Here is a 21,261-nt window from a genome sequence, read left to right on the forward strand (position 1 = left end):
AGAAAGGAGGGGTGCTAAGTGAGGCACTGTGACGTTTTAATAATAGGCGGTGGTATTATTGGCTGTTCTATCGCTTATTACACATCAAAATACGGTAGAGACGTAACAATCATTGAAAAAGGAGAATTTGTCAGTGGGACGTCTTCACGGTGTGACGGGAATATTTTGGCTATTGATAAAGACCCAGGGTTTGATAGTCAAATGTCGTTAGTAAGTCAAAAATTAGTAACAGAATTAAGTGAAGAGTTAGAGCATTCATTTGAATATAGAGCACCAGGAAGTATTCTCGTATGTGAGTCGGACGAAGAAATGGAAGCAGCGCAGCAATGGGTGAATCGTCAAAAGGAAGCTGGATTACCGTTTCGAATGCTTGATAGACACGATATAAGAGAAGAATCGCCATTTTTTGCAGATGATTTATTAGGCGGGTTAGAATGCGCAACGGATTCAACTGTAAATCCATATCTTCTTGCTTTCTCACTTCTTGCAGAATCGAAGAAATTTGGTACGAAAGCTTTTAATCATACGGAAGTAAAAGAAATGAAAAGAGATATAGACGGATCCTTTATTGTAGAAACGACAAATGAGACGTTTACTGCGAAGCAAGTGGTGAACGCAGCCGGTGTATGGGCTCCAAAAATCGGACAAATGTTGGATATAAATGTCCCAATTGAACCGAGAAAAGGGCATATTATTGTAGCTTCAAGGCAACAACACGTTGGCTGTCGTAAAGTAATGGAATTTGGTTATTTAATTTCTAAATTTGGCGGAAAACGAAAAGTGGATGCTTTAACTGAAAAATATGGGGTAGCTCTTGTATTTGAGCCGACAGAAAGTCAAAATTTTTTAATTGGTAGTAGTAGAGAGTTTGTAGGGATGCATACGAGGATAAATAACGAGGTTATTAAATGTATTGCGAATAGAGCAATTCGCTTTTATCCGAAAATGGCGGATATGATGGTGATTCGTTCATATGCTGGATTACGCCCGTGGACAGAAGACCATTTACCGATCATTTCACGTGTGGAACATATCCCGAATTACTTTATAGCGGCAGGGCATGAAGGAGATGGCATTAGCCTTGCAGCTGTTACTGGGAAAGTGATTGAAGAATTATTAAATGAAAAAGAAACAATTATTCCTATTGAACCACTTCGTTTGAGTCGTTTTACAGAAAGGGTGTTAAACGGATGAGGTCACAAAGAGCCTTTACGACGATTGATACACATACGGGCGGGAATCCAACGAGAACATTGATTAGTGGACTTCCTAAGTTAATTGGAGAGACGATGGCAGAGAAGATGTTACATATGAAAAAGGAGTATGACTGGATTCGCAAATTGTTAATGAATGAACCACGTGGTCATGATGTAATGTCAGGAGCACTATTAACAGATCCATGTCATCCTGAAGCAAATATTGGTGTTATTTACATAGAAACAGGTGGGTATTTACCGATGTGTGGTCACGATACAATTGGTGTATGTACAGCTTTAATTGAATCAGGTTTAATTCCGGTAGTTGAACCGATTACTTCGTTAAAGTTAGACACGCCAGCCGGCTTAGTTGAAGTGGATATCTTTGTTCAAGATGGAAAAGCGAAAGAAGTCTCTTTCTGTAACATACCAGCTTTTTTACTGAAACATATTACTGTACAAGTCGAAGGGATTGGAACTGTAGAAGCAGATATTGCGTATGGAGGGAATTTTTATGCCATTATCGATGCGAAGTCAGTAGGTTTAGAGTTAGTACCGGAAAATGCATCTACAATTATCGATAAGGCAATTCATATTAGAAATATCATTAATGAGGAATTTGAAATCATTCATCCGCAGTATTCGTTTATTAGAGGGTTAACCCATATTGAATTTTATACAGATCCTACTCATGAAAGTGCTCATGTGAAAAATACAGTTGTCGTTCCGCCAGGAGGAATTGATCGTTCTCCATGTGGTACAGGAACATCAGCGAAGTTAGCTGTATTATACGCAAATCAAAAAATTGAAGTGGATGAAGAGTTTATTCATGAGAGTATCGTTGGCTCTTTATTTAAAGGGTGCGTCATAAATACAACATCTGTAGAAAATATTGAAGCTGTCGTAACGAAAATTACAGGTTCAGCTTGGCTTATGGGGATGCATAGATTTTTTTATAATGAAAAGGACCCACTTAAAGAAGGCTTTTTGCTAATTCCGCCGATGGAACATGAAACGGAGGATGTAAAATGAACATTCAAAAAATGTATACAGCAGTAGACGTACATGTAAATGGTGAAGCATTTCGTGTAATGAAAGATGTACCATGCAAATACTACTACAGTTTAGAGCAATTAAACGAACAATTTTCAGGTGAATTAGCAGAAGAAATGAAGCTTTTATTAAATGAACCACGTGGTTTTATCGGATTAAATGGATGTATTGTCGTTCCTTCTATTCATATGGAAGTCGATGCAGCTGTATTATTTTTTAATCATGAAGGATCCATTCCGCTTCATTATGGGGGGATTGTCGCAGTCATAACGATGTTACTAGAAAGCGGGTATTTAAAAAAGAGAGAGACGAACCAATACAAAATCGAAACGCTATCTGGTATATTTTCAATCCATGCGTATGTAGAGAATGATGAAGTTGTATCTGTTTCGTTTGAAAGTAAACTATGTTATATGATTGAGAAAAATTTACAAGTTGGTAATATAAGTTACTCTCTCATTCAGGCAGATAAAGTATATGCAGTTGTAGAAAAGGATGCATATTCACCAGAAATCAGTATTGAAAATATCTCTAAATTAAAAAAATGGAGTGAAGTTACACTTCAAGCTATACAAAAACAGTCATTAATAAAAAGACTTATTTTAGTAGAATCTATGCAAACAGAAAAGAACCAAATAAAGTCGATTACATTTCATGAAGATAACTTTATCGTACGTTCGCCTGGTTTTGTTTCTACTATTGTATCTTATGTTCATACATTATTTAAAAATGATTATATAGCGGATAAACCTTTTAAAAATGAAAGTATATTTAATAGCTTTATAACAGTGGAACAAGTGAAGAAAGAAGAACAAGGATACATTTTTCGCTTTGAAAGTAGAGGGTTTATTACAGGAATGCAGACGTTTCTATTAGACCCTACAGATCCGTTTCCGACAGGATTTTTATTAAAATAAAATAGTAAAGGGAGAGATAAATATGAAAAAAATTAAAGGGGCATTTCCAGTATTGATTACACCGATGGATGAGTTTCAAGAAATTAATTGGAACGGTGTAAAACAAAACGTTAACTATTTTATCGATCAAAAGGTAGCTGGCATTATTATTAATGGAAGTACAGGGGAGTTTGTTAGTTTATCAAAAGAAGAACGATTTAAAATGGTAGAAACAGTATTAAAAGAAGTTGATGGCCGTATTCCAGTTATTGTAGGAACTGCAGCAGAAACGACGAAAGAAACGATTGAATATACGAAACATGCAGAAGCACACGGAGCGGATTGCGCATTAATTATTAACTCGTACTATTGTAAGCCGAAAGAAGAGGAAATTTATTTTCATTTTAAAGAAATCTCAAACGCTGTAAATATACCAATTATGTTATACAATAATCCGTTTACATCTGGTGTTGATATGAGTACAGAGCTCATGCTACGTATTGGAAAAGAATGTGAAAATGTTACACATATTAAAGAATCTAGCGGAGATATTCGTAAAGCAAGAGATTTAGTACGACAAAGCGAAGGTGCTTTTCAAGTCTTCTGTGGATCTGAAGATTTAGTTATGGAGTCTTATTTAGTAGGTGCAACGGGATGGGTTTCAGTAGCAGGAAATATCGTACCGGGACTTGTTACGAAAATGTATGAGCATTTCCAGAATGGTGAATTAGAAAAAGCTTGGGAAATAAACGATGCTATTTTACCTCTTTGCGAGTTTCTTGAAGGATCAGGAAAATATGTACAAATCGTTAAACGCTCAATGGAATTATACGGGCAAGCTGGGGGACCTTCTCGTTATCCGAGACTCGGATTAACTGAAGAAGAAGATCAAAAACTTCAAACGATTATTTCAAAAATTGCAGCTCATGCAGCTGTTTAAATAAGGAGGAGAGCATATATGTTAACGACAAACATTGAGCTGAGACCAAAAGTGAAAGCGTTTTTAAATGAAGAAATTAAAATGTTTATTAATGGTGAATTTGTACCTTCCATTAGCGGGAAGACATTTGAGACATACAATCCAGCAACAGAAGATGTTTTAGCTGTCGTATGCGAAGCGCGAGAAGAGGATATTGATGTAGCGGTAAAAGCTGCAAGATCTGCATTTGAATCAGGACCTTGGGTAGAAATGACTACCGCTGAAAGAGCGCACCTTATTTATAAATTAGCAGACTTAATTGAAGAGCATGGAGAAGAATTAGCGCAGTTAGAAGCTTTAGATAATGGAAAACCATATCAAGTAGCACTGGATGATGATATTGCAGCGACTGTAGAAAATTATCGTTATTATGCGGGATGGGCTACGAAAATTATTGGGCAAACGATTCCGATTTCAAAAGATTACTTAAATTACACACGCCATGAACCTGTTGGCGTTGTAGGTCAAATTATTCCTTGGAATTTTCCACTCGTTATGTCTTCTTGGAAAATGGGAGCTGCACTAGCAACAGGTTGTACAATCGTATTAAAACCAGCAGAGCAAACGCCTTTATCGTTATTATATACAGCGAAGCTCTTTAAAGAAGCAGGTTTTCCAAACGGTGTTGTAAACTTTGTTCCAGGTTTTGGCCCTGAAGCAGGAGCTGCAATCGTAAACCATCATGATATTGATAAAGTAGCCTTCACAGGTTCAACAGTTACAGGGAAATATATTATGCGTCAATCTGCAGAAACAATTAAACATGTAACGTTAGAACTTGGTGGTAAATCACCAAATATTATTTTAGAAGATGCTGATTTAGAAGAAGCGATTAACGGTGCATTCCAAGGCATTATGTATAATCACGGCCAAAATTGTAGTGCCGGTTCTCGCGTGTTCGTTCACCGAAAACATTACGAAACAGTCGTAAATGAACTAGTGGAAATGGCGAATAACGTGAAACTTGGAGCAGGTATGGAGAAGGAAACAGAAATGGGACCGCTCGTATCTAAAAAACAACAAGAGCGTGTGCTACATTACATTGAACAAGGAAAAGCTGAAGGCGCTACTGTTGCTGCTGGTGGTGAACGGGCATTTGAAAAAGGATATTTTGTACAGCCAACTGTATTCACAAATGTTACTGATGATATGACAATTGTGAAAGAAGAAATTTTTGGACCAGTTGTCGTTGTACTTCCATTTGATTCAACAGAAGAGGTCATCGAAAGAGCAAATCGCTCTTCATACGGACTCGCTGCGGGCGTATGGACACAAAATATTAAAACAGGACATCAAGTTGCCAATAAATTAAAGGCAGGAACAGTATGGATTAATGATTATAATTTAGAAAATGCAGCTGCACCATTTGGTGGGTTTAAACAATCTGGTATTGGTCGTGAGTTAGGTTCATATGCGCTTGATAATTACACAGAAGTGAAAAGTGTTTGGGTCAATATAAAGTAATAGAGAATCTAACTGTTAATAAATAGAGGGATGAAATAATGAGAGATACGGACAACTATAAGGTTTAATAATAGTTGTCCGTTTTCTTATATATAAAATAGTTTTCAAAAGAATGTTAAGGGGGATTTGGATGGAGCAATTAGTAGAGTGGTTAGTAGGGCAAGTATGGAGTATTGGCTTAGTTGTTTTTGCATTAGGAGCAGGTGTGTATTTTACAATTGCAACTCGTTTTCTACAAATTCGTTATTTTAAAGAGATGATTAAATTATTATTTGAAGGGAAGAGCTCGGAGACGGGAATTTCATCCTTTCAAGCATTTTGTTTAGCCTTATCAGGTAGGGTTGGAATAGGTAATATCGCAGGAGTCGCGACAGCAATCGCTTTTGGCGGACCAGGAGCTGTGTTTTGGATGTGGGTAATGGCTCTTTTAGGAGCAGCGAGTGCATTTGTTGAATCAACATTATCTCAAGTGTATAAAAGCAAAGTTGGGAATGAATACCGAGGTGGTACACCATATTTCATTGAAAAAGGCCTGAAAATGAAATGGTTTGCAGTCATTGTAGCGGTTGTTGTAACACTTTCATATGGCGTTTTATTACCAGGTATTCAGTCTAGTAGTATCGCAGTTGGATTTGAAAACTCTAATGGCATTAGCAAATATATAACTGGAATATTATTAGTTATATTATTAGCATCAATCATTTTTGGTGGCGTAAAGAGAATTGCGGGCGTTTCGCAAATGCTTGTTCCATTTATGGCAATAGGTTATGTAATTGTTACATGTATCGTATTAATTGCGAATGTAACAGAAATTCCAAGTATGTTCGCTTTAATTTTCTCTAGTGCTTTTGGTGTAAATGAAATGTTTGGCGGAATCGTCGGTGCAGCAATTGCATGGGGAGTAAAGCGTGCTGTATTTTCAAATGTTGCTGGTGTTGGAGAAGCGACGTATAGCTCCGCTGCTGCTGAAGTATCCCATCCTGCAAAACAAGGGCTAGTTCAAGCATTTTCTGTATATATCGATACAATTGTTGTATGTACAGCGACAGCTCTTATGATTTTAATAACAGGTATGTATAATGTTATACCTGAAGGAAAAAGCGCCATTGTAAAGAATATAGGGAATGTTGATGCAGGTCCAATCTATACACAACAAGCAGTTGAAACTGTTATGACAGGGTTTGGTCCAATATTTATTTCATTCGCAATCTTCTTCTTCGCATTTACAACTTTACTCGCTTACTACTATATCGCTGAAACGACACTTACTTATTTAGATCGTGAGCTTAAACATAGCTGGTTAAAACCAGTTTTAAAAATTGGATTTTTAATTATGGTATACATCGGTAGCGTGGAATCGGCGTCACTTTTATGGAATCTTGGAGATTTAGGAATTGGTAGTATGGCATGGTTAAATCTAATCGCGATTCTACTATTAAGTAAAATTGCATTAAAAGTGTTAAAAGATTATGAAGCACAGAAAAAGGAAGGGAAAGATCCAGTATTTGATCCTAAAAATGTGGGAATTGAAGGTTTAACGTTTTGGGAAGAAAGAAGTAAAGAAATTGAAAGGAAAAACTATAAAGAACAATCAGTAGTGGATGATAGTCTGAAATTGTAGTTGTAATAAACAGAATATTCACTCTAATCAATGAGGTATATTGCCTACTTTTCATCACATACTACAATAGGTACACATAATTTGAATGGGGGTAATAATAAGATGGAACACGAACAACATAGTTCAGTAAATGACGTTCTACATCATTATAAAGAAGGTATCGGTAGTTTTACAAACCAAATTCCTGAAATTGCAGAAACATATAATGCATTCACGCAAGCTTGTTTTCAAGAGGGCGCTTTAACAAAAAGGGAAAAACAACTTATCGCATTAGGAATTAGTCTAGCAACGCAAGATGAATATTGTACCGTTTATCATACAAAAGGTTGTCTTGATCAAGGGTGTTCAGATAAAGAAATTCTGGAAGCGTGTGGTGTATCAGCAGCATTTGCTGGTGGAGCTGCAATGAGTCAAGCGGTAACTTTAGTACAGGAATGTTTAACAGAACTGAAAAATCAAAAGCATTGAATAAAAAAACGTTTTAAACATAAAGTTTAAAACGTTTTTTATGTGAGATTAAATTTTTATTCACTTTAATATTCTATATCTTCATAAATCGAATTCTCTACATCAGGAAGAACTGTGTATATGCTTTTACCGATTAAAGCTTCTAATTCTTTCTTAATTGCATAAAACCCTTTCCAATGTAATGATGTATGAGACGTTGTACCATGACGTAAACCAACGGAAATCAATCTTCTTTCCAGCGTAGTAAAACCATCCGCGTCAGCAAGAGCATCACAAAGAGTAATTACTTTATTGTATAAATCGTAGTTACAATGTTCATTCAATATTTCAACTAACTGGATTCTCATATGGTCAGGAACGAGACTCCACTCCGCTGCTATATCTAAATGCTCATTTTTACACGGGAATGAATGTGTCACGCAAATAATCGCGTTTCCTGTATACCCTAAATTATTCAAATACATATAACCATCATAGGAATGAATAACAGATTTAGTAAACCCTTTATATCTTCCTATATCATGCAGGAGGGCAGCATTATATGCTATATCAGCATCTAGGTTATACCCATTTTTAATAAGTTCTATAATTATGTTTTCAGTTGCCTGAGCAACATTTATTGAATGTTCAAACCAAGGACCGGGGTTTTGTTTATATGCCCATTCGAGTAATTATTTTGCATATGTTCTATCTAATATATATTTCATATCGTTATCCTTTCCCTAAAAAATCATGTTTTAAAGAATTTCATCTTAGTATATCATTATTCCTTCTTTAAAAATTGGTACAATGAAACAAAAGGGGGATTAGTAAATGCAAAATGTAGTAATTGAAGAGATTAAGCAAATAGAAGATGATGTGGAAGAGCTTTCTAAACTTTTGAAAATGGTTGTAGATGATGGGGCGTCAATTGGTTTTTTACCTCCACTGGAACAAAAAGAATCAGCGAAGTATTGGGAAACTGTATTAGCACCAGAAGTGATCTTGTATGTTGCTAAAATAAATAATGAAGTGGCAGGGAGTATTCAATTACATTTAGTTACAAAGCCTAATGGGATTCATAGAGCTGAAATTTGTAAGTTAATGACTCATCCAAACTTCAGACGTAATGGCATTGGACGTTTGCTTATGCAAAAAGCAGAGGAAAGAGCAAAGCAAGAAAATAGGTCTCTTATAGTGCTAGATACGAGAGAAGGAGACCCTTCTAATAGATTGTATAAATCATTAGACTATAAAGAAGTTGGAAAAATACCAGAATACGCAATATCTCCAAATGGTAATTTAGATGCAACGGTTATTTATTATAAAATGATTTAGTATTTTTATTTAAAAAGAGGGATATTTTTAAACGAAAAATCTGTTATTAGGTCTGAGTATTGATTTGTAAAAAGATTGATCCCCCCCTGTATAATAGGGGTTTTCTTTTCATTCATTAACTTCATATTGAATGTTCAATTTGAGGGCCAATTTGTATAAGGTTTTAACAGTTGTATAAGAGGTATTACTTAAATAGGAATTTTGAAGTCCTTTGGTGAATATTAAATGTCAATCTAAAAGATGGAGGTTGCTGTGATGTTGAAACTGTTTCAATATAACTGGCAAGTTCGTGATGATTGGTTTAGATGGTGCGAAGACATATCGGCCGAAGAACTGGTAAAGAAACGGGTCGGTGGATTCGGCAGTATACTACATACCCTATTTCATATTGTAGATGTGGAATATATGTGGATCTTAGGGTTGTGTGGTGAATCAGTGCCTGAGGAGCCATTGTTTGAAGAGTATGCCAGCTTACAAAAAGTGAAAAATCTTTCAGCTCAATACCACGGGAAAGTGAAGCCATTTGTGACCTCTTGGACAAATGAAATGGATTCTCGGAAACTTTCAAAAGCTGACTTCAATGAAGAGCCGATTAGCTCAAGAGACGCACCAATTAGGCGCCGAGTCATTGAATGTACACACGGAGAGTTAATACGTCATGTCATTGTCCACGAAATCCACCATATCGGCCAGTTATCTATATGGGCACGTGAAATCGGAAAGGAGCCAGTTTCCGCAAATCTGAGAGGGAGAGGGCTATTTGATAACTAGACTAACTTTGCCAATTTCGTAATTTATTTATAAACGAATAGTTTAATTGAGTATATTTAACACCGTCTATATTTCTCTAGCGGTGTTATTTGAATGTATTAATAAAATTTATTTAATGTACTAATTGAATTTGAGAAAGTTTTTAGAGGGTTATGTTTGTATAGTCTCTCATCTTATAATGAATGTAGAGGAGATGACTAGGCAACTATAGTTGTTTTCGCTTTATTATGCGAAAGGGGATGTCGGGATGAAAACGAAAGGTTTACAGAAAGTGAAGAAAGTTATGTTAAGTGGTAGCATATTACTTACGGGATTGTTAACTTTCGGTTTTTCAGAAAAAGCTTCAGCTCATGGATATGTTGAATCACCAGCGAGCCGTTCTTATTTATGTAAGCAAGGGGTAAATGTGAATTGCGGACCGATTCAATATGAACCACAAAGTGTAGAAGGAATAGGTGGATTCCCGCAATTAGGACCTTCTGATGGACAAATTGCCGGAGCTGGTCATTTTCCTGCTTTAGACGTTCAAACAGTTGATAGGTGGAAGAAAGTTATGTTAAACGGCGGGACGAATACATTCAAGTGGAAACTAACGGCACCTCATAGTACGAAAGAATGGAAATACTATATTACGAAAAAAGATTGGAATCCAAATAAACCATTATCACGATCTGATTTAGATTTAGTACCGTTTTATGTGAAAAATGACGGAGGAGCTAGACCAGGAACTTCCGTGACACATGAAGCAAATGTACCTACAGATAGAAATGGATATCACCTTATTTTAGCTGTTTGGGAAATTGCAGATACTGGGAATGCATTTTATCAAGTTATAGATGTTAACCTTGTAAATAACGGTTTAGCATCAAATTTCGCGCTAAATCATGTAGTGCAGGCTCCTACCTTATTTTAAATAAAATATACGTTTCGATCATCTAATTCATTTTAGATGATCTTTTTTACGAAAAACGATGAAAAATATAGAAGAAAGTGCAATTATTTATAAAAAAATGGGCTTTAAATATTGTCATATTTGCTTCTTTAAGATATCCTTTTCATGAAGAGGTGGAAAACATGGAAAAAGTACTAGTTTTCGGGCATAAAAACCCAGATACAGATGCAATTTGTTCTGCAATTGCTTATGCAGAATTGAAAAAAGAATTAGGAATGAATGCTGAGCCTGTACGTTTAGGCGAAATCAGCGGTGAAACTCAATTTGCGTTAGACTATTTTAAAGTAGAAGGACCGCGTTTTGTTGAGACAGTAGCAAGCGAAGTGAACAACGTTATTTTAGTTGATCATAACGAGCGTCAACAAAGTGCTAACGATATCGAATCTGTTCGTGTGTTAGAAGTTATTGACCATCACCGTATTGCTAACTTTGAAACAAGCGATCCTATTTACTACCGTTGTGAGCCAGTTGGATGTACAGCTACAATCTTAAACAAAATGTACAAAGAAAATGGCGTTACAATTCGTAAAGAAGTTGCAGGTTTAATGTTATCTGCAATCATTTCAGATTCTTTACTATTTAAATCTCCAACTTGCACAGAGCAAGACGTAGCAGCAGCTCGTGAATTAGCGGAAATCGCTGGTGTAGATGCTGATAGCTACGGCTTAGAAATGTTAAAAGCTGGTGCTGACTTAAGCGGAAAAACAATGGAGCAATTAATCTCTCTTGACGCTAAAGAATTCCAAATGGGTAATGCGAAAGTTGAAATCGCACAAGTAAACGCTGTTGATACAAACGACGTTCTTGTACACCAAGCGGAACTTGAAAAAGTTATCACTGCAGTAGTAGAAGAAAAAGGTTTAGACCTATTCTTATTCGTTGTAACTGATATCTTAACTAACGATTCTGTCGGTCTTGCGATCGGTAAAGCAGCAAACGTTGTTGAGAAAGCATACAACGTATCTCTAGAAAACAACACTGCTACTTTAAAAGGTGTTGTATCTCGTAAAAAACAAATCGTACCAGTATTAACAGAAGCATTCCAAGCTTAATAGTATTGAGTATGGTTTAACAAAAAAGGACAAGTAGCCAATCTGACTACTTGTCCTTTTTTATCTCTAAAAAACAGAAAATTTAAAATGGGAGGATTGTGTATGCTTAATGATTTAGAAAGTAAATTACAGTCACTTTTAGTGCGAAATATTACTTCTGTTTCAGAATTAGAGCGTTGGCTTTTGGAGGAATTGCGTGTAAACGCTGAAGTAGAAGAGGAGATAACAAGTAGTTTAATCGCCATGTATAGAGATACAAATGACAGAAATATACGTGATTTACATATGTATAATCAAAGTACAATTCAGCCACTTTTAAAAAGATACAATGCAAAATTTGACCAGAAATTTAGAGAGTGTCCATTTTCAAATTTATTAGATGAGCAGAAATATGGATTTACGAAAAAAGCAAGAGTAGTAAAAAGTAAAATGTTTAATGAAAAGAACATTGCTCTTTCCATTAAAGAGCAAGAACTTATTACGAAATATAGAGAAATAATGTCTAACATATCTATTAATTGGGAAGGTGAGCAAAAGACGTATGCATACGTAAAAGCAAAGCTAGATAGCCCCAATAGGGCTATTCGCAAAAAAGCTTGGTACGCTTTATGTGAAGCAAGAAGTGCAGTGAAAATAGAAATAGATTGTATTATGAATGAACTCGTACAATTGCGGAATGAGATAGCTTTACATGCAGGATTTAATAATTATAGTGAATATGCTTTTAAACAAAAAAATAGAGACTATAGTATCGAAGAGTGTTATAAACTTCATGAATCTATAGAAAAGTATGTTGTACCAATTTGGAAACAGTTAGGAAGTCTTTCTAAAAAGAATCTCGGTGTAAAAACGTATCGTCCTTGGGATTTAACGCCTTGTAATTTACCAAAAGTCCCATTTCAAAATACCGTTGATTTATTGGATGGGGTGGAAGAAATGTTTCGGAAGACTGATTTATATTTTTATGAGAAATTTATTCATATCAGGAAAGCTGGATTCATTGACGTAGAAGAACGTGAAAATAAAGCGCCAGGAGCCGCTTGTTTTACCTTGCCTCATAGTAAAGAGGTTTTTGTGTATTCTAATTTTAGTCCATCATTTTATGCAATTAATGCACTCATACATGAAGTAGGGCATGCCTTTCATTTTTATAAACAATTTAACAATGATAGTAGTATGCAAGAAAAATATCTTCGCGAAGAAGTGGCTGAGCTTTATTCTCTCAGTCTTGAGTTGCTAGTAATGGATAAGCTGGATATCTTTTATAAGCAAGAGGATGAATATAAAGAAGTACAGCGCGTACAATTATATCGTGCTTTCTCACTGTTAATGTCGTCAATTGCAGGAGATGTATTTCAGCACTGGCTGTATTCAAATCCAAACCATACTCCAAAAGAACGTGATAAGAAATATATGGAACTATGTGAAAGGTATCAATATTCATCAGTCGATATTGCTGGATTAGAAGATGAAATTAGTTCAAGTTGGTTAGACTCATTTCATTTTATTCAGTTTCCTTTTTATAAAATTGAATATGCAATTGCACAAATAGGAGCAATGCAATTGTTTCAAATTTATCGGGAAGATCCAGAAAAAGCGATTGCTTTCTTTAAAGAGGGAGCTAGTTCAGATTGGAACCTACCTATACAAGAAATATATGAAAAAACAGGTGTTACGTTTGATTTTTCGGAAGGAAGGATAGAAAGTACAACAAGGGTTATTTTGGATCTGATTAGCGAATTAAAATAAGGATAGCATTAGCTATCCTTATAACTGTTTATTCGTAGATTTCTTCTTGTTTATATAAAATGTAATAATAGCCGCAATGATGAAAATAGGTATGGCATACGCTTGTCCAACAAACAACTTCCAGCCAACGTGATTATAGCCTTCAGATGCTGGAGCAATCATAGCGATTATGCAAACAATAATATAGAGTACTAGTGCAGGGATTATATTTTTCATATGTTCACCTCCTTTTCATAAAATCATCACATGTATATTTATATAACACATTATAGATTGAGATAAGATATATGTATTTCTAATATTTATGTAAATAAAAGGGTTGTTTTTAAGTGGAATAGAATAGGTGTATGTAGAATGATATAGGGGTGTTACATATAATGAACAATATATTAAATCGAATAAAGAAAGATGTAAGTATAGAATTATTGAATACGCTATGGCCTGGTTTTAATAGGGCTGCATTTGCATTATATAATGATGAGTATGTGTATGTATTTCATCATCCTTTATTTTTGAAAGGTGATGATAAGTATGAGTATACCGTATTAAAGTGGGATGAACAATTTAAAGCTGATACATTTATACTATTCAAAGATTATCCGACTGCTATTGTGAATATGAATAGATATAAAGATTATGAAACTTTACTTGCGGTTGTGGTGCATGAACTTTTTCATTGTTATCAATATTTGAATAAAGAAAGGAGATTTCCAAATGAATCTATAGGATTTCAATATCCTATAACAGAAGAAAATATAGAATTGCGAAATAAAGAACGAATTTGTTTATATGATGCTGTTCATTGTAAGTCACAAGCTGAGAGAATTAATTATATTAAGCGATTTATTGAACTAAGAGAGCGTAGAGCTAGTTTTATGAAAGAAGAGTTTATAACATATGAATGTATGGTTGAAAGCATAGAGGGGCCTGCTTGGTATGTTGAAATGAATGCATACAATTCAGTATGCAAAAAGGATGAAAGCGAAACATTACGAAAATATAGCGGACTTATTTTAGATGCATATGAAGCTAATTGTAACATTAGAAAGAGCTGCTATAGCCCAGGAATGCTTTTATGTTTATTATTAGATGAAATCCTTCCTGAATGGAAAACGAGCTTCTTTAATAGTGATACATCGTTATATGCCTTTTTAAAACAAAATATAAATGTGGATTTGAGTTTAAATAATGAAATTGCAATAAGTAAAGAAACAAAGCAAATTCTTCATTTTGTTCAAAACGAAAGAGACAAGGATTTCATGCAATTTTATAAAGAAGAAGGGTATCATCTGTATATTGTAGGGAATATAAAATTAAATTCGTTTAATCCAATGAATGTAAAGTTAAACGGAAATAAAGCATTACATAAAACTTTTTTAAGTGTAAGTATACATAATAAAACATATATGATAAATCAACCTGTTTTAGCATCTTTTGAAGAAGATTTTAAAAATATGACACAAGTTCATATCATAATGAATGAAAGACCGATAGAAACAAATAATGGTTGGAACGTAGTGGGAATTGGAGATATAGAAGCTGCGTATGAAGAAGTAGAGAGTTCTATATTTTTATATTTAAAAAGTTAGAAGTGAGGTAAGAAATAAAGATGAAAAGGTTATGCATAATTCCATGCGGAAAGAAGAAAATTTGGGATAAGTATTCAGATTACGGGCCGATGGAGGCAAAAGATGTATATATTAGCCCATTCGGAAAAGCATGTCAGGCGTATGCAACTATGTTTTTCGAGAATTGGGTTATCTTATCTGCGAAGCATGGATTTTTAAGACCAAATGATATTCTATTAGAAAACTATGATCTTGCGTTTGATTCAAAGAGTGATGAGATTATTAGTATGGAACAATTAAAACAACAGATGATTGAAAAGGACTTGCTTCAGTTTGATGAAATCGTTTTACTTGCAGGAAAGAAACATAAGAAAGTAGTGACACAATTATATCCAGAAGAAATCATTACGTATCCGTTAGCTGGGTGTAAAGGGATTGGGTATATGTTGCAGAGGTTGAAGGAGGCTGTGGGGGAAGGGAGGGAGCTATAGGGAAATTATAGTCAGCTTTTCGGTTTACATAAGCTTGGTTGATATAACAAATGTTTTACAATGTATATAGGTAACCAATGTATAATTAAGGTATGAAGATGGAGGTGATTAAGAGTGAAAAAAGTTTTCAAAAGTAATGTATCTAGCTTTGTTTGTATAGGTCTTGTGTTATTATTAATTGATTTTAATAACTTATCAATATTAGAATACATATTCTTAACAACGAGCACCCTTGCTTTTGTTGCATTTTTAGTGAACTTAGCAGTTACATACTATTGTGAGAGAGAAGAAAGAAAATATACATGAATGTAAAGCCCAAATATTGGGCTTTTTTCTATGTTGTATTTCCGTTGAATATGTAAGGAAGAATTATTAAGGATGCTAAAATAACTTTTATAAAACGTAGAATATAGACTAGTAAACAAGCCGTTTTATACTTTCAAACATAGAATATGATGAATGCTATTGAAGGGAGAGTCATATTCATGGGAAACAATTGTCGTTGTAGACAATTCCAGGATTGTAATAGATTTTGGGATGATCTAATGTTTGGAAGATGTAGACGTAGAGATTGTGATGATTGTGGTTGTAAACGTAAACGTCATTGTGATTGTGATGATTGCCGTTGCAATCGTAAGCGTGATGATGATGACGATAAGTGCCGCAAGTGGTAAATTTTTTTGAAAGAGTACTTAAAAGTAAGTACTCTTTTTGTATATGAAGCTTTTACATTCCATCTTGAATTAATTTTCTTTCAATTTCCCATGTATCTCGTTTTTTAATTTTTATAGCTACATTAGTTCCGGTAGATTCTTTATAAAAGATATATCCATTGTTTTCGTCCACATATGTCAATGGTTCACTTATGCAATCTCGCGAACAAGATGTATTAATTAGCTCTATTAATGATAGTTCGCTCGGATCGGTTTTACTTGCATCTATAATAGTATCAACGTCTATTTTACGGTAACCTTGTAAGTTTACATGGAAACTTTGTTCAATTTCACCTGTAATGCTAGTATTCATTACTTCAACAGAATTTTTCTTTTCTTGAAGAAATCCATTCTCATAAAGTAATTTTGTATATCCAAGCCATCCAATTAAAACTAGCATAATAAACATACTAAATATTTTAAGTGTTCGAAGCCGTTTACTAACAATCGTTTCTGAGTATTTCATTCAGTTAAATCCTCCATTGTTTTTAATTAAAAGTATGTCTAGATACATACTTTTAGAAGAAGGATAGAACTTAACGAGTTCTATTCTAGATTCAAAAAAGAAAGCATCCGAAGTTAGATGCTTTCTTTTTTAAGTATTTTTCGCTATCTGTTCGTTACTTGTTTCATAAGTGGTCTAATTTCTTTAACAGGTGGTTTCTTATCATAAGCATCAACGTATGAGAAATAGTAATTTAAATTTCTGAGAAGACCTTTTCCTATTTTAGCGCTCAAGAACGGAAATACTTGCCCAGTATAATCATCGAGAGATTTACAGTAATATTTTTCATCTAAATATATACTGTATTTACATGTTAGTTCAACTAGTAAGTTACCGTCATCATCAATTACTTCCTTAGAATCAATAATGTCTATTAATGCGAATTTTTCATTTAGATAAACTTTCTTTTTTTTCTCGTGTTTATTTGTGAGTATAAATACGAGACCAATGGCGTTAATCAAAAGATTTCCTCCTATAAAAAACGGATATTAATAAAATATATCGATATACGTTAAATGTAAAGGGGAGAGGTGAAATTTCATTGATACAAAGTTTAATAAGCCGATTTGTGTTTTCAAATCGGCTTATTATTATTGAAACACTTGCGGAAATTGCTTTACGATTGCGTTTGTTATCATGTCTGCCATTTCTAATGCTTCTTTTTCAATTTTATCGTATAGTTTTACGCTTGCTTCAAAATCTTTATTTAGGAAGGCAAGTGCTTCAGCTTTTGTTAATGCTAAATGTTCATAAAACATTTTTCGAAATTCTTCTTTTTCTATATATGGGTTGATGCTAGTCAGAAACGCCACAATTTCATCACCATTAGCGTACCATTTTTTCTCTATAGCGACAGCTGTATTTTGATCACCAGCTTTTGCGGCTTTAACTAGATCCGCTGCAATGACTAAGTGGTCTTTAATTAGTGCACTATATTTTTTTACAGCATCCTCACCATAGAATGGTTCAAGAGATAGTCCCATATGTGTTGCATTTTGAAGAAGACGCCCAACTGTAACGTTAACGTCTGGTAAATTAAAGACAATACTTATAATAGCTAATCTCGTCCAAGCGACATGTTGTTCCCATAAAGAACGCATATAACCTTTTAAAAAGTTCTCGTTTTTACTAATTCGGTAATTACGTACAGATGTATCAAAGTGTACATAAGGGTTATGATAGGGGGAGTAATACGATTGCCAATAAGAATACATAAACGGTAACACTCCTTTGAACATGTATAACTCAAAGTATGATGGGAATTTATTTTTAGTTACGTGTCCTAGATTAATTTCAGAAATTGATATGGAAAAAGATGAAGAATTTTATTGTGGTATATATAAATAAAATGAATACGATAATAAACAAGGCTCTGCAAGGGAAGTTGCAGAGCCTCAAAAGGGTATTGCCGAGATGTCGGACTCGACTAAGTAATGTTATCATAAAATTCTATTAAAAAAACCTGGTAAATGTGTCCAAATGAAAATAGATCTTTAATAAAGTCAAAGGGATCCGCTTCCCGCAGCAGATCCCTTTAACTAGATAATGTTGATGAGCAAAAACTCATCTGGAGTACTTTTATAGTAACAAGTGAAATTCGTTTTGTGTATTGAGAAAAAAGAATTACTTCATTAAATCTTAAGAACTTATATTTTACTTCTTGTTATTATCATCATTTGTTGTGAGTGGCGTATGGTTATAAAATGGAGAAAAGACATGTAAACATATATAATTGTACTGAATTAAATAATAATCAAAAAAGACCTGCTGAAATAGGCAGGTCAACTTAAGGGGTTTATCCAACAGAATGTTTCATATGATAACAGTTGTATTATAGTAAGTCTATCAGGTATATATTGAGAAAATTATTATGGATAATATATCACACACACGTATTAACGTTTAAAAAGTTGAGAAAGAAAATGAAAAAGGTTTTTATAAGAAAATAATGGCTGGTATTTATAATACGATTCATATTTCCACGCATCATGATTCGAGAATTGGAGTTGGTTCGGTACTGTTTTCTGCTTGATGGAACTAATATTCTGCTGCTTCATATAGTAACCTCCTGAATTCATATGTATAAGATTAGTAGTATTCAAGGAAGAGTAATAAAATGTATATTTATTTTGTAATTCATTTTAAATGTGCTTTATTTATGTTTTAAAATTTATAAACATAAATAGCCATTAAAACACCGTTGCTAAACAACCTTTAAAACGTAGAGAAGCATAAAATAATGAAAAAGCAAGCTGTTAGTCATGTATTGATTACTTTCAAGTCACATAAGTGATGATATAATAGGGATAGATGAAAGATAAAGAAAAGCAGGTGACTCTTTTTTGTTTACAAAAGCACAAGAACTTTTAGCGTCTTATTTCGGTTATTCGTCATTCCGAAGAGGACAAGATGAAACAATTAAAAATGTATTAGATGGGAAAGATACAGTCTGTATTATGCCTACGGGTGGTGGTAAGTCAATTTGTTATCAAATTCCCGCATTAGTATTCGAAGGAACGACGTTAGTTATATCACCTTTAATATCACTTATGAAGGACCAAGTAGATACATTAGTGCAAAATGGTATTTCAGCTACTTATATTAATAGTTCTATTTCTATTACAGAAGCGAATCAACGAATTCAATTGGCAAAACAAGGACATTATAAGTTACTTTATGTGGCGCCGGAGCGTCTTGATTCAATGGAGTTTGTTGATCAACTTATGGATATGAAAATTCCGATGATTGCAATTGATGAGGCGCACTGTATTTCTCAGTGGGGACATGATTTCCGTCCGAGTTATTTACATATACATCGCATATTAGATTATCTTCCAGAAAAGCCGCTCGTACTAGCATTAACTGCGACGGCAACACCACAAGTTCGTGAAGATATTTGCAACACGCTTGGAATTAATCAAGAAAATACGATTATGACAACGTTTGAGCGCGAAAACTTATCATTTTCTGTTATTAAAGGACAAGATCGTAATGCATATTTAGCGGATTATATTCGTCAAAATCAAAAAGAATCTGGGATTATATATGCAGCTACTAGAAAAGTAGTTGATCAATTGTATGAGGATTTAATGAAAGCGGGAGTATCTGTATCAAAATACCATGCTGGTATGAGTGATACCGATCGAAATGAGCAGCAAGAACTCTTTTTACGTGATGAAGTGAGTGTAATGGTAGCGACATCTGCATTCGGTATGGGGATTGATAAATCGAATATTCGTTACGTTATCCATTATCAACTGCCAAAAAATATGGAAAGTTATTACCAAGAAGCAGGACGTGCTGGCCGTGACGGATTAGATAGTGCATGTATATTGCTATATTCTTCTCAAGATGTGCAAGTACAGCGCTTTTTAATTGATCAATCGACAGGTGAATCTCGATTTTCAAATGAACTTGAAAAACTGCAAAATATGACTGATTACTGTCATACAGAACAATGTTTACAATCATTTATTTTGCAATACTTTGGAGAAGAACCGAAAGAAGATTGTGGCCGCTGCGAAAATTGTACGGACGACCGCGAAAGTATCGATGTAACGAGAGAATCACAAATGGTTCTATCTTGCATGATTAGAACGAACCAACGATTTGGAAAACAAATGATTGCACAAGTTTTAACTGGTTCGAAAAATAAGAAAGTTATTGAATTCAATTTTCATACTTTACCAACATACGGGTTACTATCAAATCGTAGCGTAAAAGAAGTTAGTGAATTTATTGAGTTTCTAATTTCAGATGAGTTAATTGCAGTTGAACATGGTACGTATCCAACATTAAAAGTAACAGAAAAAGGGAAAGAAGTATTATTAGGTAAAGAGACTGTTTTACGTAAAGAACGAGTAGAGACAAGACAAATTGTTCAAGATCATCCTTTATTTGAAGTGCTTCGCGAAGTACGTAAAGAAATTGCGCAAGGAGAAGGTGTACCTCCATTCGTTATTTTCTCTGATCAAACTTTGAAAGATATGTGTGCAAAAATGCCGCAAAGTGACTCTGAACTTTTAACAGTGAAAGGGATTGGTGAACATAAACTTGTGAAGTATGGTTCTCACTTCTTACAAGCAGTTCAGCACTTTATTGAGGAAAACCCAAACTATGCTGAAACTATTAAAACAGAAGTGGTGTCAGAGCGGAAGAAGTCAGGGAAAGCTTCAGCAAATTCTCATTTGGAAACGTATGAAATGTATAAACAAGGCATTGATCTAGATGAAATTGCGAAAGAACGTGGATTATCAAGACAAACGATTGAAAATCATTTAATTCGTTGTTTTGAAGATGGAATGGAAGTAGACTGGAACAGTTTTGTTCCTGCAGAATATGAACAACTGATTGAAACTGCTGTGCAAAATGCTGATGGTGGTTTGAAATCTATAAAGGAACAACTTCCGAATGAAGTGAGTTACTTTATGATTCGTGCTTATTTACAAATTAGAAAGTAGTGACAT

General features: G+C 34.3%; 22 protein-coding genes and 1 pseudogene. 17 read left to right on the plus strand and 6 right to left on the minus strand.

Annotated elements, in window-relative coordinates:
• The first annotated feature begins 18 nt into the window (after nucleotides 1-18).
• The 7 genes from JDS82_RS07310 (at nucleotide 19) to JDS82_RS07340 (ending at nucleotide 7,677) form a co-directional block, all read left to right on the plus strand.
• Complete coding sequence (locus JDS82_RS07310; RefSeq protein WP_061673370.1) at nucleotides 19-1,194, plus strand: NAD(P)/FAD-dependent oxidoreductase; 1,176 nt, start codon at nucleotides 19-21, stop codon at nucleotides 1,192-1,194.
• Entirely contained in the window at nucleotides 1,191-2,228 is a 1,038-nt protein-coding gene (locus tag JDS82_RS07315; RefSeq protein ID WP_199712945.1) for a proline racemase family protein, read from the plus strand. The genes JDS82_RS07310 and JDS82_RS07315 overlap by 4 nt, the downstream gene beginning before the upstream one ends.
• Nucleotides 2,225-3,166: a proline racemase family protein gene (locus tag JDS82_RS07320; RefSeq protein ID WP_001025554.1), complete on the plus strand. Its 942-nt coding sequence runs from the start codon at nucleotides 2,225-2,227 to the stop codon at nucleotides 3,164-3,166. The genes JDS82_RS07315 and JDS82_RS07320 overlap by 4 nt, the downstream gene beginning before the upstream one ends.
• A 22-nt stretch (nucleotides 3,167-3,188) precedes the next feature.
• Nucleotides 3,189-4,085: a 4-hydroxy-tetrahydrodipicolinate synthase gene (dapA, locus tag JDS82_RS07325; RefSeq protein WP_000721279.1), complete on the plus strand. Its 897-nt coding sequence runs from the start codon at nucleotides 3,189-3,191 to the stop codon at nucleotides 4,083-4,085.
• Nucleotides 4,086-4,103: 18 nt separating this feature from the next.
• Nucleotides 4,104-5,588: an aldehyde dehydrogenase family protein gene (locus tag JDS82_RS07330; RefSeq protein ID WP_064470068.1), complete on the plus strand. Its 1,485-nt coding sequence runs from the start codon at nucleotides 4,104-4,106 to the stop codon at nucleotides 5,586-5,588.
• A gap of 130 nt (nucleotides 5,589-5,718) precedes the next feature.
• Entirely contained in the window at nucleotides 5,719-7,209 is a 1,491-nt protein-coding gene (locus JDS82_RS07335) for an alanine/glycine:cation symporter family protein (RefSeq protein WP_242474884.1), read from the plus strand.
• 30 nt (nucleotides 7,210-7,239) lie between these two features.
• Nucleotides 7,240-7,677 (plus strand): carboxymuconolactone decarboxylase, encoded by a 438-nt coding sequence (locus JDS82_RS07340; RefSeq protein ID WP_142286982.1) that lies wholly within the window; start codon nucleotides 7,240-7,242, stop codon nucleotides 7,675-7,677.
• Between the two features lie 65 nt (nucleotides 7,678-7,742).
• Here the strand turns inward: JDS82_RS07340 and JDS82_RS07345 are convergent.
• Nucleotides 7,743-8,384: pseudogene (locus tag JDS82_RS07345) on the minus strand (HD domain-containing protein).
• Nucleotides 8,385-8,490: 106 nt separating this feature from the next.
• Between JDS82_RS07345 and JDS82_RS07350 the strand changes: the two are divergent.
• The 5 genes from JDS82_RS07350 to JDS82_RS07370 all read left to right on the plus strand — a co-directional run bounded on the left by JDS82_RS07350 (nucleotide 8,491) and on the right by JDS82_RS07370 (nucleotide 13,518).
• Nucleotides 8,491-8,994, plus strand: a complete 504-nt coding sequence (locus tag JDS82_RS07350) for a GNAT family N-acetyltransferase (protein WP_048566246.1) — start codon at nucleotides 8,491-8,493, stop codon at nucleotides 8,992-8,994.
• 255 nt (nucleotides 8,995-9,249) lie between these two features.
• Nucleotides 9,250-9,765, plus strand: a complete 516-nt coding sequence (locus tag JDS82_RS07355; RefSeq protein WP_199712947.1) for a DinB family protein — start codon at nucleotides 9,250-9,252, stop codon at nucleotides 9,763-9,765.
• Between the two features lie 247 nt (nucleotides 9,766-10,012).
• Nucleotides 10,013-10,678, plus strand: a complete 666-nt coding sequence (locus tag JDS82_RS07360) for a lytic polysaccharide monooxygenase (RefSeq protein ID WP_199712948.1) — start codon at nucleotides 10,013-10,015, stop codon at nucleotides 10,676-10,678.
• A 161-nt stretch (nucleotides 10,679-10,839) separates the two neighbouring features.
• Complete coding sequence (gene ppaC, locus JDS82_RS07365; protein WP_199712949.1) at nucleotides 10,840-11,769, plus strand: manganese-dependent inorganic pyrophosphatase; 930 nt, start codon at nucleotides 10,840-10,842, stop codon at nucleotides 11,767-11,769.
• A 102-nt stretch (nucleotides 11,770-11,871) separates the two neighbouring features.
• Nucleotides 11,872-13,518: a M3 family oligoendopeptidase gene (locus JDS82_RS07370; protein WP_199712950.1), complete on the plus strand. Its 1,647-nt coding sequence runs from the start codon at nucleotides 11,872-11,874 to the stop codon at nucleotides 13,516-13,518.
• A gap of 18 nt (nucleotides 13,519-13,536) precedes the next feature.
• Here the strand turns inward: JDS82_RS07370 and JDS82_RS07375 are convergent, their stop codons facing one another.
• On the minus strand, nucleotides 13,537-13,734 hold the full coding sequence (locus JDS82_RS07375) for a DUF4017 family protein (protein ID WP_016087532.1): 198 nt from the start codon (nucleotides 13,732-13,734) through the stop codon (nucleotides 13,537-13,539).
• 161 nt (nucleotides 13,735-13,895) lie between these two features.
• On the opposite strand from JDS82_RS07375, the gene JDS82_RS07380 reads away from it, so the two are divergent.
• The 4 genes from JDS82_RS07380 (at nucleotide 13,896) to JDS82_RS07395 (ending at nucleotide 16,251) form a co-directional block, all read left to right on the plus strand.
• Nucleotides 13,896-15,107: a peptide ABC transporter permease gene (locus JDS82_RS07380; RefSeq protein WP_199712951.1), complete on the plus strand. Its 1,212-nt coding sequence runs from the start codon at nucleotides 13,896-13,898 to the stop codon at nucleotides 15,105-15,107.
• Between the two features lie 20 nt (nucleotides 15,108-15,127).
• Complete coding sequence (locus JDS82_RS07385; RefSeq protein WP_199712952.1) at nucleotides 15,128-15,577, plus strand: DUF6884 domain-containing protein; 450 nt, start codon at nucleotides 15,128-15,130, stop codon at nucleotides 15,575-15,577.
• Between the two features lie 114 nt (nucleotides 15,578-15,691).
• The gene (locus JDS82_RS07390) at nucleotides 15,692-15,883 is read left to right on the plus strand and encodes a hypothetical protein (RefSeq protein ID WP_016087535.1); all 192 of its coding nucleotides are present in this window, start codon (nucleotides 15,692-15,694) and stop codon (nucleotides 15,881-15,883) included.
• 179 nt (nucleotides 15,884-16,062) lie between these two features.
• Complete coding sequence (locus JDS82_RS07395) at nucleotides 16,063-16,251, plus strand: hypothetical protein (protein ID WP_071742436.1); 189 nt, start codon at nucleotides 16,063-16,065, stop codon at nucleotides 16,249-16,251.
• A 52-nt stretch (nucleotides 16,252-16,303) separates the two neighbouring features.
• On the opposite strand, the gene JDS82_RS07400 is transcribed toward JDS82_RS07395, so the two are convergent.
• The 4 genes from JDS82_RS07400 to JDS82_RS07415 form a co-directional block, all read right to left on the minus strand.
• Complete coding sequence (locus JDS82_RS07400) at nucleotides 16,304-16,756, minus strand: SET domain-containing protein (protein ID WP_061673376.1); 453 nt, start codon at nucleotides 16,754-16,756, stop codon at nucleotides 16,304-16,306.
• Between the two features lie 143 nt (nucleotides 16,757-16,899).
• Entirely contained in the window at nucleotides 16,900-17,256 is a 357-nt protein-coding gene (locus JDS82_RS07405; RefSeq protein ID WP_000606235.1) for a hypothetical protein, read from the minus strand.
• A gap of 129 nt (nucleotides 17,257-17,385) precedes the next feature.
• Nucleotides 17,386-18,009 (minus strand): hypothetical protein, encoded by a 624-nt coding sequence (locus JDS82_RS07410; RefSeq protein WP_064449444.1) that lies wholly within the window; start codon nucleotides 18,007-18,009, stop codon nucleotides 17,386-17,388.
• Nucleotides 18,010-18,690: 681 nt separating this feature from the next.
• Nucleotides 18,691-18,852, minus strand: coding sequence for a hypothetical protein (locus tag JDS82_RS07415; protein ID WP_199712953.1), 162 nt, complete (start codon nucleotides 18,850-18,852; stop codon nucleotides 18,691-18,693).
• 285 nt (nucleotides 18,853-19,137) lie between these two features.
• Between JDS82_RS07415 and recQ the strand changes: the two genes are divergently transcribed.
• Complete coding sequence (gene recQ / locus JDS82_RS07420; protein WP_000494296.1) at nucleotides 19,138-21,255, plus strand: DNA helicase RecQ; 2,118 nt, start codon at nucleotides 19,138-19,140, stop codon at nucleotides 21,253-21,255.
• Nucleotides 21,256-21,261: the final 6 nt, after the last annotated feature.

This window comes from Bacillus cereus group sp. N14 (assembly GCF_016483555.1).
GTDB classification, from domain to species: domain Bacteria; phylum Bacillota; class Bacilli; order Bacillales; family Bacillaceae_G; genus Bacillus_A; species Bacillus_A wiedmannii.

Bases quoted from the DNA above. Each gene is read 5' to 3' on its own strand.
- JDS82_RS07315 (WP_199712945.1), top strand. From the start codon at position 1,191: ATGAGGTCACAAAGAGCCTTTACGACGATTGATACACATACGGGCGGG.
- JDS82_RS07320 (WP_001025554.1), top strand. From the start codon at position 2,225: ATGAACATTCAAAAAATGTATACAGCAGTAGACGTACATGTAAATGGT.
- dapA (WP_000721279.1), top strand. From the start codon at position 3,189: ATGAAAAAAATTAAAGGGGCATTTCCAGTATTGATTACACCGATGGAT.
- JDS82_RS07330 (WP_064470068.1), top strand. From the start codon at position 4,104: ATGTTAACGACAAACATTGAGCTGAGACCAAAAGTGAAAGCGTTTTTA.
- JDS82_RS07335 (WP_242474884.1), top strand. From the start codon at position 5,719: ATGGAGCAATTAGTAGAGTGGTTAGTAGGGCAAGTATGGAGTATTGGC.
- JDS82_RS07340 (WP_142286982.1), top strand. From the start codon at position 7,240: ATGAGGTATATTGCCTACTTTTCATCACATACTACAATAGGTACACAT.
- JDS82_RS07350 (WP_048566246.1), top strand. From the start codon at position 8,491: ATGCAAAATGTAGTAATTGAAGAGATTAAGCAAATAGAAGATGATGTG.
- JDS82_RS07355 (WP_199712947.1), top strand. From the start codon at position 9,250: ATGTTGAAACTGTTTCAATATAACTGGCAAGTTCGTGATGATTGGTTT.
- JDS82_RS07360 (WP_199712948.1), top strand. From the start codon at position 10,013: ATGAAAACGAAAGGTTTACAGAAAGTGAAGAAAGTTATGTTAAGTGGT.
- ppaC (WP_199712949.1), top strand. From the start codon at position 10,840: ATGGAAAAAGTACTAGTTTTCGGGCATAAAAACCCAGATACAGATGCA.
- JDS82_RS07370 (WP_199712950.1), top strand. From the start codon at position 11,872: ATGCTTAATGATTTAGAAAGTAAATTACAGTCACTTTTAGTGCGAAAT.
- JDS82_RS07375 (WP_016087532.1), bottom strand. From the start codon at position 13,734: ATGAAAAATATAATCCCTGCACTAGTACTCTATATTATTGTTTGCATA.
- JDS82_RS07380 (WP_199712951.1), top strand. From the start codon at position 13,896: ATGAACAATATATTAAATCGAATAAAGAAAGATGTAAGTATAGAATTA.
- JDS82_RS07385 (WP_199712952.1), top strand. From the start codon at position 15,128: ATGAAAAGGTTATGCATAATTCCATGCGGAAAGAAGAAAATTTGGGAT.
- JDS82_RS07395 (WP_071742436.1), top strand. From the start codon at position 16,063: ATGGGAAACAATTGTCGTTGTAGACAATTCCAGGATTGTAATAGATTT.
- JDS82_RS07400 (WP_061673376.1), bottom strand. From the start codon at position 16,756: ATGAAATACTCAGAAACGATTGTTAGTAAACGGCTTCGAACACTTAAA.
- JDS82_RS07410 (WP_064449444.1), bottom strand. From the start codon at position 18,009: ATGTATTCTTATTGGCAATCGTATTACTCCCCCTATCATAACCCTTAT.
- JDS82_RS07415 (WP_199712953.1), bottom strand. From the start codon at position 18,852: ATGAAGCAGCAGAATATTAGTTCCATCAAGCAGAAAACAGTACCGAAC.